Annotated in this window: 18 protein-coding genes; 9 read left to right on the plus strand and 9 right to left on the minus strand. The window is 75.4% G+C overall.

Features of this window, described 5'->3' with window-relative positions; translation table 11 throughout:
• Positions 1-948 carry an ABC transporter substrate-binding protein gene (locus tag DQ240_RS12230; protein ID WP_113839881.1) on the minus strand — a complete coding sequence of 316 codons (948 nt, stop codon included), beginning with the start codon at positions 946-948 and terminating at the stop codon, positions 1-3.
• A 235-nt stretch (positions 949-1,183) separates the two neighbouring features.
• Positions 1,184-2,347, minus strand: a complete 1,164-nt coding sequence (glgA, locus tag DQ240_RS12235; RefSeq protein ID WP_113839882.1) for a glycogen synthase — start codon at positions 2,345-2,347, stop codon at positions 1,184-1,186.
• Between the two features lie 119 nt (positions 2,348-2,466).
• Between glgA and glgC the strand changes: the two genes are divergently transcribed.
• Together glgC and DQ240_RS12245 are read left to right on the plus strand one after the other, a co-directional pair.
• Entirely contained in the window at positions 2,467-3,687 is a 1,221-nt protein-coding gene (gene glgC / locus DQ240_RS12240; protein ID WP_113839883.1) for a glucose-1-phosphate adenylyltransferase, read from the plus strand.
• A 16-nt stretch (positions 3,688-3,703) separates the two neighbouring features.
• On the plus strand, positions 3,704-4,228 hold the full coding sequence (locus DQ240_RS12245; RefSeq protein WP_113839884.1) for a 2'-5' RNA ligase family protein: 525 nt from the start codon (positions 3,704-3,706) through the stop codon (positions 4,226-4,228).
• A gap of 7 nt (positions 4,229-4,235) precedes the next feature.
• Here DQ240_RS12245 and DQ240_RS12250 read toward each other — a convergent pair whose 3' ends face one another.
• Complete coding sequence (locus tag DQ240_RS12250; protein ID WP_113839885.1) at positions 4,236-4,913, minus strand: O-methyltransferase; 678 nt, start codon at positions 4,911-4,913, stop codon at positions 4,236-4,238.
• A gap of 199 nt (positions 4,914-5,112) precedes the next feature.
• On the opposite strand from DQ240_RS12250, the gene sigE reads away from it, so the two are divergent.
• From sigE to DQ240_RS24430, 4 genes are all read left to right on the plus strand, one after another.
• Positions 5,113-5,706 carry an RNA polymerase sigma factor SigE gene (gene sigE, locus DQ240_RS12255; RefSeq protein WP_113839957.1) on the plus strand — a complete coding sequence of 198 codons (594 nt, stop codon included), beginning with the start codon at positions 5,113-5,115 and terminating at the stop codon, positions 5,704-5,706.
• The gene (locus tag DQ240_RS24425) at positions 5,703-6,299 is read left to right on the plus strand and encodes an anti-sigma factor (protein WP_113839886.1); all 597 of its coding nucleotides are present in this window, start codon (positions 5,703-5,705) and stop codon (positions 6,297-6,299) included. The genes sigE and DQ240_RS24425 overlap by 4 nt, the downstream gene beginning before the upstream one ends.
• A 200-nt stretch (positions 6,300-6,499) precedes the next feature.
• Positions 6,500-7,942, plus strand: a complete 1,443-nt coding sequence (locus tag DQ240_RS12265; protein WP_233498671.1) for a S1C family serine protease — start codon at positions 6,500-6,502, stop codon at positions 7,940-7,942.
• 73 nt (positions 7,943-8,015) lie between these two features.
• Positions 8,016-8,456: a twin-arginine translocase TatA/TatE family subunit gene (locus tag DQ240_RS24430; RefSeq protein WP_113839888.1), complete on the plus strand. Its 441-nt coding sequence runs from the start codon at positions 8,016-8,018 to the stop codon at positions 8,454-8,456.
• A gap of 217 nt (positions 8,457-8,673) precedes the next feature.
• Here DQ240_RS24430 and DQ240_RS12275 read toward each other — a convergent pair whose 3' ends face one another.
• A complete protein-coding gene (locus DQ240_RS12275; protein WP_113839889.1) occupies positions 8,674-9,825 on the minus strand; it encodes an Mrp/NBP35 family ATP-binding protein in 1,152 nt (383 codons plus the stop codon).
• A gap of 156 nt (positions 9,826-9,981) precedes the next feature.
• Here DQ240_RS12275 and DQ240_RS12280 point away from each other — a divergent pair, with 156 nt between their 5' ends.
• The 3 genes from DQ240_RS12280 to DQ240_RS12290 are packed head-to-tail and all read left to right on the plus strand — an operon-like array spanning position 9,982 to position 11,512.
• A complete protein-coding gene (locus DQ240_RS12280) occupies positions 9,982-10,491 on the plus strand; it encodes an SRPBCC family protein (RefSeq protein WP_199589267.1) in 510 nt (169 codons plus the stop codon).
• Between the two features lie 11 nt (positions 10,492-10,502).
• The gene (locus tag DQ240_RS12285; RefSeq protein WP_113839891.1) at positions 10,503-11,201 is read left to right on the plus strand and encodes an AzlC family ABC transporter permease; all 699 of its coding nucleotides are present in this window, start codon (positions 10,503-10,505) and stop codon (positions 11,199-11,201) included.
• The gene (locus tag DQ240_RS12290) at positions 11,198-11,512 is read left to right on the plus strand and encodes an AzlD domain-containing protein (RefSeq protein WP_113839892.1); all 315 of its coding nucleotides are present in this window, start codon (positions 11,198-11,200) and stop codon (positions 11,510-11,512) included. Before DQ240_RS12285 ends, DQ240_RS12290 begins: the two co-directional genes overlap by 4 nt.
• A 2-nt stretch (positions 11,513-11,514) precedes the next feature.
• Here the strand turns inward: DQ240_RS12290 and DQ240_RS12295 are convergent, their stop codons facing one another.
• The 5 genes from DQ240_RS12295 to DQ240_RS12315 are packed head-to-tail and all read right to left on the minus strand — an operon-like array spanning position 11,515 to position 14,561.
• Positions 11,515-12,000: a Clp protease N-terminal domain-containing protein gene (locus tag DQ240_RS12295; protein WP_199589268.1), complete on the minus strand. Its 486-nt coding sequence runs from the start codon at positions 11,998-12,000 to the stop codon at positions 11,515-11,517.
• A gap of 23 nt (positions 12,001-12,023) precedes the next feature.
• Positions 12,024-12,251 (minus strand): helix-turn-helix domain-containing protein, encoded by a 228-nt coding sequence (locus DQ240_RS12300; RefSeq protein WP_113839894.1) that lies wholly within the window; start codon positions 12,249-12,251, stop codon positions 12,024-12,026.
• Positions 12,252-12,298: 47 nt separating this feature from the next.
• Positions 12,299-12,775 carry a methylated-DNA--[protein]-cysteine S-methyltransferase gene (locus DQ240_RS12305; RefSeq protein ID WP_113839895.1) on the minus strand — a complete coding sequence of 159 codons (477 nt, stop codon included), beginning with the start codon at positions 12,773-12,775 and terminating at the stop codon, positions 12,299-12,301.
• Between the two features lie 30 nt (positions 12,776-12,805).
• Complete coding sequence (locus DQ240_RS12310; protein WP_113839896.1) at positions 12,806-13,330, minus strand: DUF1003 domain-containing protein; 525 nt, start codon at positions 13,328-13,330, stop codon at positions 12,806-12,808.
• Positions 13,323-14,561, minus strand: coding sequence for a magnesium transporter MgtE N-terminal domain-containing protein (locus DQ240_RS12315; protein WP_113839897.1), 1,239 nt, complete (start codon positions 14,559-14,561; stop codon positions 13,323-13,325). The genes DQ240_RS12310 and DQ240_RS12315 overlap by 8 nt, the downstream gene beginning before the upstream one ends.
• Between the last annotated feature and the right edge of the window lie 11 nt (positions 14,562-14,572).

A 14,572-nucleotide genomic window follows, 5' to 3' on the forward strand; every position in this document is an offset into this window, starting at 1 on the left:
TCAGCCGTTCAGCGCCGTGGCGACGGACTCGGCGAAGTCGGCGATCCGCGGACCCCACCGGGAGGCGACGTCGTCGGAGGCCTCGAGGACCCGGCCCTGCTGCACGGCGGGGACCGTGTCGAAGGCCGGTCGCGAGGCGACGGTCGCGGCGGACTCGCCGCAGCAGAGGGTGTCGGCGAGCACGATCAGCTCCGGCGCCTGGCCGACGACGTACTCGGCCGACAGCTGCGGGTAGCCCTCGTTGGCGCCGGCCGCGCCGTCGGCGACGTTCTCCAGCCCGAAGAGGGTGTAGATGCTGCCGATGAGGGTGGAGCTGTCCGCGCTGTAGTAGCTGGGGTCCAGCTCGTGGTAGACCCGCTGCCCCTCCGCCGCCCCGCCCACCGAGGCGACCGCGGCGTCGATCCGGTCCTGCACGTCGGTGACGACGTCGTCGGCGTCGTCGGTGCGGCCGGTCGCCTCGCCGAGCAGGCGCAGCTGGTCGTAGCTGCCCTCGAGGTCGTCGACGGCGGGCAGCAGGAGGACCGGCACCTCCAGCGTCTCCAGCGCGTCGACGATGCCGTTGATGTCGTCGCTGAGCACGACCAGGTCCGGCGCGTAGCTGATGATCGCCTCGGCGTTGGGGGTGTAGGCCGACAGGTCGGTCGTGGGCGCCTCGGCGGGGAAGTCCGACGTGCTGTCGACGGCGACCACCTGCTCGTCCGCGCCGATGGCGAAGAGCATCTCGGTGGCCGTGGCCGACAGGGAGACGATCGCCTCCGGGCGCTCGTCCAGCGTCACCTCGCCGGCGTCGCTGGACACGGTGACCGGGAAGGCCGCGTCGCTGCTGCTCCCGGACCGGTCGGCGTCGGCGGCGGGGTCGTCGGAGCCGCAGGCGGTGACCAGCAGCGCCGCCGGCACCAGGAGTGCGGACAGCAGCCGCCGCGGGGACGAGGACGAGGAGCGGGGCAAGGAGGGCCTCCAGCGGCGGGCAGGCGCCGCCTCCGGGCACGGTCGCCCGGGTGCGCGACCCCTGCCTCGAGGATCGGGACACGACGCAGGGCAGGCGATCTGGCTCGGACCACGGGGGTGGCCACCACAGTTGCGGGACAGCGCCGGGTTCCCACCGGACTTCGCTGCCGGAGCGTCGCCGGCGCTCGGGCCGGCGGAGCGCGACGGTACCAGCGCCGTGCCCGGCGACCGGGGCTCAGCCGAGGAGCGAGCGGTAGACCGCCACGGTCTGCTGGGCGATGGCCGGCCAGCCGAACTCCGACAGCACGCGCTCGCGGCCGGTCGCGCCCATGGCCGCCGCCCGCTGCGGATCGGCGAGCAGCTCGGCCATGCGCGCCGCCAGCCCCGCCTCGAAGGCGGCGGTGTCCGCGGGGTCGTAGGGCACCAGGAGACCGGTCCGCCCGTCGTCGACGACCTCCGGGATGCCGCCGACCGCGCTGGCCACCACGGCGGTGCCGCACGCGGCGGCCTCCAGGTTGACGATGCCCAGCGGCTCGTAGACCGACGGACAGACGAACGCCGTCGCGCCGGTGATGAGCGGGACCAGCTGGTCGCGGGGAAGCATCGCCTCGATCCAGACCACGCCGCTGCGCCGGGCCTGCAGGGCGGCGACCGCCTCGGCCACCTGCTGCCGTTCGGCGGGGGTGTCGGCGGCGCCGGCGCAGAGGACCAGACCGGCCTCGGGCGGGAGCTGGTCGGCCGCGGCCAGCAGGTGGACCAGGCCCTTCTGCCGGGTGATCCGCCCGACGAACAGCGCGTACGGCCGGTCGGGATCCACCCCCAGCGAGCGGACGACGTCGGGCGCGGGCACCGGGCGGTAGGCCTCGGCGTCCACGCCGTTGTGCACCACGTGCACCCGCGCGGGGTCCAGCTCCGGGTACACGGACAGGACGTCGTCGCGCATCCCGGCGCTCACCGCGATCACCGCGTCGGCCGAGAGGTAGGAGGTCCGCTCCACCCACGACGACAGCCGGTAGCCGCCGCCCAGCTGCTCGGCCTTCCACGGCCGGCGCGGCTCCAGCGAGTGCGCGGTCACCACGTGCGGGACGCCGTGGACCAGGGCGGCGAGCATGCCCGCCCCGTTGGCGTACCAGGTGTGGCTGTGCACCAGGTCGGCCCCGCCGAGGGCGGCGGCGATCTCCACGTCGGTGCCCAGCGCCTGGAGCGCGCCGTTCGCGGCGGTCAGCCCGGCGGGGACGGCGTGCGCGGTGGCGTCCGACCGCTCGGCGCCGAAGCAGTGGACGTCGATCTCCGGCCCGGCCGGCAGGGAGCGGAGCGCCGCCACCAGGTGCTCGACGTGCACGCCCGCACCGCCGTAGACGTCCGGCGGCCACTCCCTGGTCACGATGCCGATCTGCACCGCGTCAGCCTAGGAGGACCCCCCGGACCCGGCTCCTCCGCGCGCCTCCCGTCACCCGTCAGGGCGGGGAACAGCACGGTGAGGGGATTACCGATCGGCGCAGCGGATACGTTGCCTGCATGCGTGGCGGTCCTCGGGTGCTCGGCATCGTCCTTGCCGGTGGTGAGGGCAAGCGACTCGCGCCCCTGACCCAGGACCGGGCCAAGCCCGCGGTGCCCTTCGGGGGCAACTACCGGCTGATCGACTTCGTGCTGTCGAACCTGGTCAACGGCGACATCCGGCAGATCGCCGTCCTCACCCAGTACAAGAGCCACAGCCTGGACCGGCACATCACCACGACCTGGCGGATGTCGCAGCTGCTGGGCAACTACGTGACCCCCGTGCCGGCGCAGCAGCGGCTGGGCCCGCGCTGGTACATGGGCAGTGCGGACGCCATCTTCCAGAGCCTCAACCTGATCTACGACGCCCGGCCCGACGTCGTCGTCGTCTTCGGCGCCGACCACGTCTACCGCATGGACCCGGCGCAGATGATCGACCAGCACATGCAGACCGGTGCCGGGGTGACCATCGCCGGCCTGCGGGTCCCGCGCAGCGAGGCCGGCGGCTTCGGGATCATCGACGCCGACGCCGAGGGCAGGGTCCGGCAGTTCCTCGAGAAGCCCGCGGACCCGCCCGGTCTCCCGGACTCCCCGGAGGAGAGCTTCGCCTCCATGGGGAACTACGTGTTCACCACCGACGCGCTGCTCGAGGCGCTGCGGACCGACGCCGAGGACCCGCACTCGGTGCACGACATGGGCGGCTCGATCATGCCGATGCTGGCCGAGGCCGGGGACGCGTGGGTCTACGACTTCTCGACCAACGTCGTCCCTGGCGCGACCGAGCGCGACCACGGCTACTGGCGTGACGTCGGGACGATCGACAGCTACTTCGACGCCCACATGGACCTGGTGTCGGTCACGCCGATCTTCAACCTCTACAACGACCGCTGGCCGATCCTGACCCTCCCGCCGCAGCTGCCGCCGGCGAAGTTCGTCCTCGGCGGTCGAGCGGAGGAGTCGATGGTCAGCGCCGGGGCGATCATCGGTGGCGGCTCGGTGCACCACTCGGTGGTCTCGCCCGGGGTGCGCATCGACCGCGGCGCCCGCGTCGAGGACAGCGTCCTGATGGACGGCGTGCAGATCGGCGAGGGCGCCTACGTCCGCCGGGCCATCCTGGACAAGAACGTCGTCGTCCCCCCGTGGGCGCGCATCGGCGTCGACCTGGACGCCGACCGTCGGCGGTACCACGTCAGCGACGGCGGGGTCACCGTCCTCGGCAAGGGAGCACGGGCCCTCGTCTGAGAGGGACCGCGAGGGGATGACCCGCCCGCTGATCGTCACCCTGCTCCTCGACGAGGAGGCGCAGCAGCGGTTCGACCGGCTGCGGGAGGCGCACTTCCCACCGGAGCGCAACCACCTCGCCGCACACGTGACGCTGTTCCACGCGCTGCCCGGCGAGGAGCTGGCCACCGTGGACGCCGACCTCGCCGCGGCCGCGGACCGTCCGCCGTTCCCCGTTCAGGTCACCGGCGTCCGCTCCCTGGGCCGCGGGGTCGCCTACACGCTGGCGTCGGCCGAGCTCGCCGAGCTGCGTGCCGGGCTGGCCGCCGCGTGGGCGCCGTGGCTGACGCCCCAGGACCGGCAGAGGCACGCGCCGCACGTCACGGTGCAGAACAAGGTCGACCCCGCCGTCGCCCGTGCGCTGCACGCGGACCTCTCGGCCGGCTTCGTCCCCGAGGTGGTGCCGGCCCGCGGCCTGGGCCTGTGGCGCTACCTCGGCGGCCCGTGGGAGCCGGTGGCCGAGCACCCGTTCCGCCCTGGAGGGCGGACGCCGTCGCGCTGAGGACCGGTCAGCGGGCGGTGCTGGCCACGAGCAGCCCGGCGCCGATCGGCAGGACGGCGGAGGTGAGCGCGTCGTCCTCGCGCACCCGGCGGGCCACGTCGCGCCAGGCGACGGTCGCGGCGTCGCGCGCCGACCGGTCGGCGATCCGCCCACCCTCCAGCACCCCGGAGCAGACCAGCAGGCCTCCGGGACGCAGCAGCCCGAGCAGCCCGGCGAGCTCGGGGGCGTAGTCGGTCGGGGTGGTCGCGCAGACGACCAGGTCGTAGGCGCCCGGGGACAGCCGGGGGAGCACCTCCGCGGGCGAGCCGAAGATCATCCGGGTGCGGCCCGGCGGGTGCCCGGCGTCGGCGAACGCCCGCCGCGCAGCGCGCTGCTGCTCCGCGTCGGTGTCCAGGCAGGTGAGGACGCCGTCGCGGCGCATGCCCTGGAGCAGCCACAGGCCGCTCACCCCGCCACCGCTGCCCACGGAGACGACGGCGCGGGCGCCGGCGCCCGAGGCGAGGACGGCGAGGGTGGCGCCGACGGCGGGGCTGACCGGCGGCGGTCCGGGGAGCTGCTCGGCCCGGGTGCGGGCCGCGGTCAGCGCCGGTGTCTCGGCGGCGAACCGGTCGGCGTAGGCGCTGTCGGGGTCGCCGTGCGGGTCCCGGCCCTCGCCACCGAACGGGGGCCGTCCCTGGGCGCTCATCACCGGCCGAGGGTAGTGGCGTCGGCCCCCACCCGGTCGGGCGCCGTCGGCTGTGAAGTGCCTGTGAACGGGAACACCCGTCCGGCAACCGGCCGTTGGACCCGACGTGCGAGGTGCCCGAACCGCCAGTTTCCCCGTCGGAGCCGGTCCGGCCGCGTCCGGACCGGTGGTCGCGGGTCCGATCTGCGATCCTGTGGTCGTGTCCGAGCCCGCCGCCGTCGCCCCGGAGGAGCAGCCCGCCGGTACCGGCTGGGTCGCCCCCACGTGGGAGCAGGTGGTCCGCGAGCACTCGGCCCGCGTGTACCGGCTGGCCTACCGCCTCTCGGGCAACCCGCAGGACGCCGAGGACCTCACCCAGGAGACCTTCGTCCGGGTGTTCCGGTCGCTGGCCGACTTCTCGCCCGGCACCTTCGAGGGCTGGCTGCACCGCATCACGACCAACCTGTTCCTCGACATGGTCCGGCGCCGGCAGCGGATCCGCTTCGACGCGCTGCCCGAGGACACCGAGCGGCTGCCCGGCACCTCGCCGAGCCCCGAGCAGGTGTACGCCGACACCCACCTCGACCCGCAGGTGCAGGCCGCGCTCGACGCGCTGGCGCCGGAGTTCCGCGTGGCCGTCGTCCTGTGCGACATCGAGGGCCTGACCTACGAGGAGATCGCGGCCACCCTGGGCGTGAAGCTCGGCACCGTCCGCAGCCGCATCCACCGCGGTCGCGTGCAGCTCCGGCAGGCCCTGGCCCACCTCGCGCCCCGGCGTCCCGAGGCCGTCCCGGCGGAGGAGGGCGGGGCATGAGCCTGCCCGAGAGCCACCTGGCGCAGGAGGCCATCGCCGCGCTGGTCGACGGCGAGCTGGCCAGCGGTCCCGCCACCCGCGCCGCCCGGCACCTCGCCGGCTGCGCGTCCTGCCGCATGGCGGTGGAGGCGCAGCGGGAGGCCAAGGAGGCGCTGCACCGGGCGACCGACGTCGCCATCCCCGGCGACCTGCTCAGCCGGCTCCGCGAGATCCCGTTCACGGCCGAGGTGCCCGGCGCCGGCGGTCCCGGCGCCCTGAGCGCCGACGCCGGCCGGCTCACCCTGCGCGACGGCAGCGGCTCCTGGGCGGTGCCGCTCGAGCCGCAGCCGGCGTCCCCGGCCCGCTCCGGGTCCGCGCGCTGGCTGCGCCGCGGGGTGGCCGGCACGCTGGCCGGTCTCGGCATCGGCGTCACCGCGCTGGCCCTGAGCCTGCCCGGTCCCGACGAGCGACCCGGCGGTCCGGCCGACCCGGTCGCCGACTCCCGCGGGCCCGCCGAGCGCAGCGAGGTCGTGCCGCCGGTCGTGCGCACCCTCACCGGCGCCGACCCGACCGTCGCCGTCGTCCCCGCGGGCACCCGCGCCGGCACCCCCTGACCACCACCCGCTGACCGGTCCGGCGCCCGCGCCGACCGACCGACGCCCCGCGCCCGGGGGAGGACCCGCTGCCCGAGACCCCGCCGTCCCCCCAGGGTGACGACCGTCCTGCCGTCGACGGGTCCCCGGACGAGGCCTTCGCCCGGCCGGCCGGCCGCGCCGGCGGCTTCGACCCGCCGGCGGGCCGGACCCGCCCCGCGGTGCCGGCTCCGGCCCAGCCCAACCCGGCCCTCCGGACGGCGTTCGGCCGCCCGGCCGAGGTCGGCGGCACCTTCGCCGAGGGCCGGCCGACGCTGCCGCCCCGGCCGGCCGCGCCGCCTCCGCCGGAGGCCGTCCTCCGTGCCTTCGCCCCGCCCGGGACCGACCGCCGCGGCCTGCAGGAGCCGCCCGGTGGCCGCCCCGGCCGCCGGCGCACCTCGGCCGGACCCTGGTGGAAGCCCGACGCCAGGAGCGACCCCTGGCGCGACCCGCACGCTCCCGCCGGCCTGGCCGGACCCGCCGTCTTCCCCGACGAGGACGAGCAGGAGGGCCCGGTCGTCGTCGACGCCAAGGGCCGCAAGCGACTGCGCCTGCGGGACCTGTCGGTCCGCATCTCGGCGCTGGTGCTGCTCGCCGTCCTCGTGGTCGGCGCGCTGGGTGGTGCGCTGGGCTACTGGCTGACCCGGAGCGCCGCCGAGTCGCCGCTGCTGGACCCCGACTCGCAGCTGTCGCAGGTCGACGAGGGCGTCGTCCGGGAGCCGGGGTCGGTCGCCGAGATCGCCGAGGCCATCACGCCCGCCGTTGTCTCCATCGAGGTCCGGCTCGGTGACGCCGGCGCGACCGGCTCCGGGGTCGTCGTCGACGGCGAGAACGGTTACATCGTCACCAACAACCACGTCATCTCCGGCGCCGACGGCAACGACGACGCCGAGATCCGCGCGGTCTTCTCCGACGGCAGCGGATCCGAGGCCCGCATCGTCGGCCGCGACCCCGCCAGCGACATCGCCGTCATCAAGGTGGAGAAGCCCGGGCTGCTCGAGGCGTCGCTCGGCAGCGTCGACGACCTCGTGGTCGGGGACCCCGTCATCGCCGTCGGCTCGCCCCTCGGGCTGGCCGGCACCGTGACCAGCGGCATCGTCAGCGCGCTCGACCGGCCGGTCCGGCTCTCCGGCGAGGGCAGCGACACCAACGCGGTGATCAGCGCGGTGCAGACCGACGCCCCCATCAACCCGGGCAACTCCGGTGGCGCCCTCGTCGACGCCACCGGCGCGGTGATCGGGATCAACACCGCCATCGCCTCGCTCGGCGGCGGCAGCGTGGGCCTGGGCTTCGCCATCCCGATCGACACCGCCCGGGACATCGCCGAGCAGCTGATCACGACCGGCCGGGCGGTGCACGCCACCCTCGGGGTCAACGCGCGGTCGGTCACCGACGGCACGCGCGACGGCGCACTGGTCGTGAACGTCGAGCCCGAGGGCCCCGCCGCGAACGCCGGGCTGCGCGAGCAGGACGTGATCATCGCCGTCGACGACATGCAGGTCGGCAGCTCCGAGGAGCTCGTCGTGGCCGTCGACTCGCGCGCGCCGGGTGACCGGGTGCGGATCGAGTACGTGCGCGGCGGTGCGGAGTCGACCACGGTCGAGGCCGTCCTGGCGGAGGCCTAGCGGCCCGGAGGCGCCGGGGGGGACCTACGCTGGGTGCGTCCGCGCCGAGCGGCCGGGCAGGACGGGAGCTGCGGTGTTCGACTCGATCGGCTGGGGCGAGATCGTCGTCCTCGCGCTGGCCGCGTTGTTCATCTTCGGTCCCGAGCGGCTGCCGCACCTGGCCAAGGACGCCGCGGCCGGGCTGAAGAAGCTCCGCGGCGCCATCACCGGCGTCCGGTCCCAGATGGACGAGTCGCTGGGCGAGGACCTCGCCGGGCTGCGCGACCTCGACCTGCGCAAGTACCACCCGAAGACGTTCATCCGGGACCAGCTGCTCGCCGACGACGACGCCCCGCCGGTGCGCCGCGGCACCGCCGACGGCAACGGCTCCGGTGGGCTGGCCAGGGAGACCGCCGGGGCGACGGCGGCCGGTGCCGGGCTCACCCCCGGGCGGCGCGCGCTGGCCGCCCGGCAGGCCGCCGCCCGCCCCCGCGACGCCGGCACACCCCCGCCCTTCGACGTCGACGCCACCTGACGCGACGCGGGGGCCGGAGGCCGTGACATCGCGGTCCTCCGGACCGCACCGCGGCCAGGTGCCGTCCCCGGCTGAGCTGAGCCCTACCGTCGCCCCCGGCGAGGACCCTCCGGGCCCGTCACCGGGCACGACGACCGCAGGCGCGCGTCCCCCACTCCGCAGGAACGCGAGAGGCCCGGTCCCGCGCGGGGACCGGGCCTCTCGGGCGTTCAGCAGGTCAGTGCTTGACCGGGGTCAGACCCAGGGACATGCCGGACAGGCCGCGCTGGCGGACGGCGAGGGAGTCGGCGACCTTCTCCAGCGCCTTCGCGGCGGGGGAGTCGGGCTCGGCGAGCACGATCGGGGCGCCGCTGTCGCCGGCCTCGCGCAGCCGGGTGTCGAGCGGGATCTGACCCAGCAGCGGCACGCGGGCGCCGAGGGTCTTGGTGAGCGCGTCGGAGACGGCCTCGCCACCGCCGGCGCCGAACACCTCCATGCGGGAGCCGTCGGGCAGGTCCAGCCACGACATGTTCTCCACGACGCCGACCACCTGCTGGTGGGTCTGCGTGGCGATCGCGCCGGCCCGCTCGGCCACCTCGGCGGCGGCCAGCTGCGGCGTCGTCACCACGAGGATCTCGGCGTTGGGCACCAGCTGGGCCACCGAGATCGCGACGTCACCGGTTCCCGGCGGGAGGTCCATGAGCAGGACGTCGAGGTCACCCCACCACACGTCGGCGAGGAACTGCTGCAGCGCGCGGTGCAGCATCGGCCCGCGCCACACGACCGGGGTGTTGCCCGGGGTGAACATGCCGATCGAGATGACCTTCACGCCGTAGGACTGCGGCGGCATGATCATGTTGTCGACCTGCGTCGGCTTGTCGTCCACGCCGAGCATGCGCGGCACCGAGTGGCCGTAGATGTCGGCGTCGACCACGCCGACGGACAGGCCGCGCTTGGCCAGCGCGGCGGCCAGGTTCACCGTCACGCTGGACTTGCCGACGCCGCCCTTGCCGGACGCGACCGCGTAGACGCGGGTCAGCGAGCCGGGCTGGGCGAAGGGGATGACCGGGTCGGCGGCGTCGGACCCGCGGACGACCTTGCGGAGCTCGGCGCGCTGCTCGTCGTTCATGACGTCGAGCACCACCTGCACCGAGGTCACGCCGGCGACGGCGCCGACGGCCTGGGTCACGCGGTTGGTGATCGTCTCGCGCATGGGGCAGCCGGCGACGGTCAGGTAGACCTCGACGCGGACGGCGCCGTCCGCGCCGATCTGCACGTCCTTGAGCATGCCGAGGTCGGTGATGGGCCGGTTGATCTCCGGGTCCTGGACGGTGGCCAGGGCGGCGTTGATCGCGTCGAGCGCCGGCTGACCGGTCAGGGTGTCGGACATCGGGATGTGTGTCTCCTTCGACGGGGCACCCGTTCCGGCCTCCGGGCCTCGGCGCCACCTGCGCACACGGGTCTTCAGCCACTGTACGGCGGCGCGTGCGGCAGGCCTGCCGCCGCCGGGGTGATCTGCTGCTCAGCGGCTGCCATGCTCGCCGGCATGAGCAGCGCTGACGAGGTCGTGCCCGACGACGCCGAGCGGATCGAGGTCTCCCGCTTCGTGCCCGCCTCCCCGGCCGAGGTGTTCGCCGTCCTCCGCGATCCCCAGGGCCACGTCGACATCGACGCCTCCGGGATGCTGATGGACGCGGAGGGCGAGCCGGTCTCGGCCGTCGGCGACCGCTTCCTCGTGCACATGGACCGGGAGGCGCTGGGCGACCTGCCGATGGGGAAGTACGACGTCGAGGTGGTCATCACCGTCTTCGAGGCGGAGCGGGAGATCGCCTGGACCATCGAGGGCACGGTCCGCCCGCCGCTGCAGCACGTGTACGGCTACCGGCTCGAGCCCGTCGACGGCGGCACCCGGGTCACCTCGTACTACGACTGGTCGAACCTGCGGCAGGACTACCGCGCGTTCCTGACCTTCCCGATCGTCCCGGAGTCCGCGCTCAAGGGGACGCTGGGGATCCTCGACCGGACCGTGCGCCGGCGCAGGTCGCGGTCCGCCTAACCTCGGGCACCGTGCCCGATCCCGCCCGCGCCGCCGTCCTCCGCGACGCCATCGGGCTGGGGGCGGCGGTCGGCCTCTACGGCGTCGCGTTCGGTGCAGCCGCCGCAGCGGCCGGGCTGGACGCCTGGCAGGCGCTGGTCATGTCGCTGCTGATGTTCACGGGCGCCTCGCAGTTCGCCCTGGTGGGTGTGCTCGGCTCGGGGGGCAGCGCGCTGGCGGCCGCGGGCAGCGCGCTGCTGCTCGGCACGCGCAACACCGTCTACGGCGTCCGGCTCGTGCCGCTGCTGCGGCCGCGCGGCGTGGTCCGCCGGATGGGCACGGCGCACTGGGTCATCGACGAGACGACGGCGATGGCGGTGGCCGCTCCGGAGACCCGGCTGGCCCGCGTCGCCTTCCTCGCCACCGGCGCCAGCGTCTACGTGCTCTGGAACGCCACCACCGTCGTCGGGGCGCTGGGCTCGGCGGCGCTGGGGGAGACCGCGCAGGCGGCGCTGGACGCCGTCGTCCCGGCCGCCTTCCTCGCGCTGCTGTGGCCGCGGTTGCGCCGTCCGTTCGCCGAGCCGGCCGTGCAGCGCCGGGTCGCCCTGGGTGGCGCGGTCGTCGCGCTGGCGCTGACGCCGTTCGTGCCGGCGGGCGTGCAGGTGATCGCGGCGGTCGTCGCGGTGGCGCTGGCCGGCCGGCCCCGCCCCCGGGCCGAGGCGGCGGCATGAGCGACGACACGCTCTGGGTGCTGGTCGTCGGTGCCTCGCTCGGCTGCTACCTGCTGAAGCTCGCCGGGCTGTCGGTGCCGGCTCCGTGGGTGGAGCAGCCCTGGGTGGCCCGCGTCGTCGACTTCGTGCCGGCGGCGCTGCTGGCCGCGCTGGTCGCCGTCCAGGCGGCGACGGCGGACCAGCGCCTGGTGATCGACGGCCGGCTGGCGGGCCTGTCGGTGGCCGCCCTGGCCCTGGCCCTGCGGGCGCCGTTCATCGTGGTCCTCGTGCTGGCCGGCGGCACCGGGGCGGTGGTCCACCTCCTCGCCTGAGCTCAGGCCGGGACGCCGCCCTCGACCCGGGCCGCCGCGAGCACCTGGTCGCGCTCGATCCCGAGCCGGCGGAGCGCGCGGGCCGCCGTGCCCCGCTCCAGCTCCGCGGCGGCGGCGACGACGTGGGCGCCACGCAGCCCGGCCGGGGTCGCGGAGCGGGACAGCTCCACGGCGCGCTGGAACACCTGCTGCGCCTGCGGGCTGGTGCGCAGCGGTCCGGTGGCCGGCGCGGCCAGGGCCGGTGCGGGGCCGGCGTCCAGCCCGAGGCCGGTGAGCGCGTCGTCGTGGACGGCCGTCACCGCCGCCCGCAGCGCCGCGACGTCGGTGTCCACCGCGGCCAGGGCGCGACCCGCCGTGCCGTCGGGCAGCTCGGCGGCCGAGAGGAGCAGGTGCTCGGGGCCGGGGACGGCCTCCCCGGCGGCCCGCGCCTCGGTCTCGGCGCCGGTGAGCAGGCGCTTGATGGTGCGGATGTCCCGGATCGCCGTCATCAGACCCATCGTCGTCTCCCTCGTCACCGTCCGCGCCGGGCGCGGACCTCGGCTGCCAGCTTCTTGTGTGCGGCCTGTGCGCTGATCCCGAGCGCCTCGCCGATCTGGGCCCACGTCCAGCCCTGCTCGACCGCCTCGGTCACCGCCTCGGTCTCCAGCCGTGCCGCCAGCCGGCGGAGCGCCACGACGGCGGCGAGCGCCGCCTCCGGGTCCTCCGGGGCGGGCACGGGCGGGAGGTCGACCACGCGCATCAACCTATGTTGATGGCGGCTCACCGTCAACCACCGTTGATGGCGGGTCAGAACAGCCGGGTGTCGCGCTGTTCCAGGTCGAGCAGGAACCGCTTGCGCGCCAGCCCGCCGCCGAAGCCGACGAGGCCGCCGTCGGCGCCCACGACGCGGTGGCACGGCACGACGACGGCCAGCGGGTTCCGCCCGCACGCCAGCCCGACCGCCTGCGCCCCGCCCGGCTCCCCGACCGCGCGCGCGACCTGGCCGTAGGAGCGGGTCTCGCCGTAGGGGATGCGTGCCAGCTCGTCCCAGACCGCGCGCTCGAACGCGCTGCCGAGGGGGCGGCTCCTCAGCTCGAAGGTGGTCCGGTCGCCGCGGAAGTACTCGTCGAGCTGACCGGTCACGGCGGCGAGCGCCGCGTCGTCCCGCGGGCCGAGGTCGGCCTCGGGACCCGGTGGGTCGAGGAACAGCCGGAGCAGCACGCCGTCCTCGGCCACGACGGTCAGCGGTCCGATCGGCGAGGGCACCGCGGCGTGCGCGCGCATGGCCGCAGTGTGCCGCGCGGGACCGACAGCTCAGGGCTGGCGGGCGCTCTCCCGGTCCTTCTTCTTCCGGGCCTTCTCGTCCCGCTTGTCGGGGTCCTCGCCGACCAGCCGCGTGAGCTCCCCGCGGATGAAGTCGCGGGTGGCGAGCTCGCCCACCGCGACCCGCAGTGCCGCGAGCTCGCGGGCCAGGTACTCGGTGTCGGCGCGGGTGCTCGCGGCGCGGGCCCGGTCCTCCTCGGCCTGCACCCGGTCGCGGTCGGCCTGCCGGTTCTGCGCCAGGAGGATCAGCGGGGCGGCGTAGGCGGCCTGCGTGGAGAACGCCAGGTTGAGCAGGATGAACGGGTAGGGGTCCCACCGCAGGTTCACCGCGGCGACGTTCAGGGTGATCCAGGCGATGACGATGATCGTCTGGACGGCGAGGAACCGGCCGGTGCCCAGGAACCGCGCGATGCCCTCCGCGAACCGGCCGACGGCGTCGGGGTCCAGTCGCAGGAAGTTGCCGAGTCCGCGCGCCTGGCCCCGGGGGACGTCGAGCCGGCGGCCGGCCTCAGCCACGCCGGGCCCGCTCGCGCCAGTCCTCGGGCAGCAGGTGGTCCAGGACGTCGTCCACGCTGACGGCGCCGACCAGCCGGCCCTGGTCGTCGACGACCGGTGCGGCCACCAGGTTGTAGGTGGCGAAGTAGTGGGTGACCTCGGCCAGCGGGGCCTCCGGGCGGAGCGGCTCGAGGTCGTCGAGGACCCCGCTGACCAGGCTCGACGGGGGCTCGCGCAGCAGCCGCTGGATGTGCGCCAGCCCCAGGTAGCGGCCGGTCGGCGTGGCCGACGGCGGCCGGCAGACGTAGACCTGGCTGGCCAGGGCCGGGGTGAGCTCGGGTGCCCGCACCCGGGCCAGCGCCTCGGCGATCGTCGCGTCGGGCGTGAGGATGACCGGCTCGCTGGTCATGATCCCGCCGGCGGTGTCCTCCGAGTACTGCAGCAGCTGGCGGACCGGCGCGGCCTCGTCGGGCTCCATCAGCTCCAGGAGCCGGTTGCGGTCGACGTTGGACAGCTCGGCCAGCAGGTCCGCGGCGTCGTCGGGGTCCATCTCCTCCAGGACGTCGGCGGCGCGGGCCTCCTCGAGCGTGCCGAGGATGGTGACCTGCTCGGCCTCGGGCAGCTCGCCGAGGACGTCGGCCAGCCGCTCGTCGTCGAGCGCCTCGGCCACCTCGTGCCGCCGCTTGATCGGCAGGTCCTGCAGCGCGTGCGCCAGGTCGGCGGCGTTGAGCTCGCGGTAGGTGGCGATCAGCGTCTCGGTGCCCTGGCCGGACTGGGGCAGCGCCAGCCCGCTGACCTCGTCCCAGGCGAGCTGGTGCAGCTGCCCGCGGCGGCCGATCCGGCCCGGCTCCTGGACGGCGAGCCGGGTGATCTGCCACTCGCCGGTGCGGGTCTGCTCGATGCCGGCGTCCACGACGGCGGCCCGGCGACCGGACTCGGTGATCGTCACGGTCCGGTCGAGCAGCTCGCCGAGCACGAGCGTCTCGCCGCGGCGCTGCTCGAAGCGCTTCAGGTTGATCGTGCCCGAGGAGAGCACCACAGAGCCGGGGTCGACGGAGGTGACCCGGCCCATCGGCACGAAGATCCGGCGGCGGGTCACCACCTCGACGACCAGCCCCAGCACCCGCGGGCAGCCGCTGTCCACCCGGAGTGCGACGACGGCGTCCCGCACCTTGCCGACCCGGTCGCCGTTGGGGTCGAAGACGGTCAGTCCGGCGAGCCGCGAGACGTAGGCCCGCGTCACCGTCGTCATGGGCGCTGAGG

This window comes from Blastococcus sp. TF02A-26 (assembly GCF_003319125.1).
Lineage (GTDB): Bacteria > Actinomycetota > Actinomycetes > Mycobacteriales > Geodermatophilaceae > Trujillonella.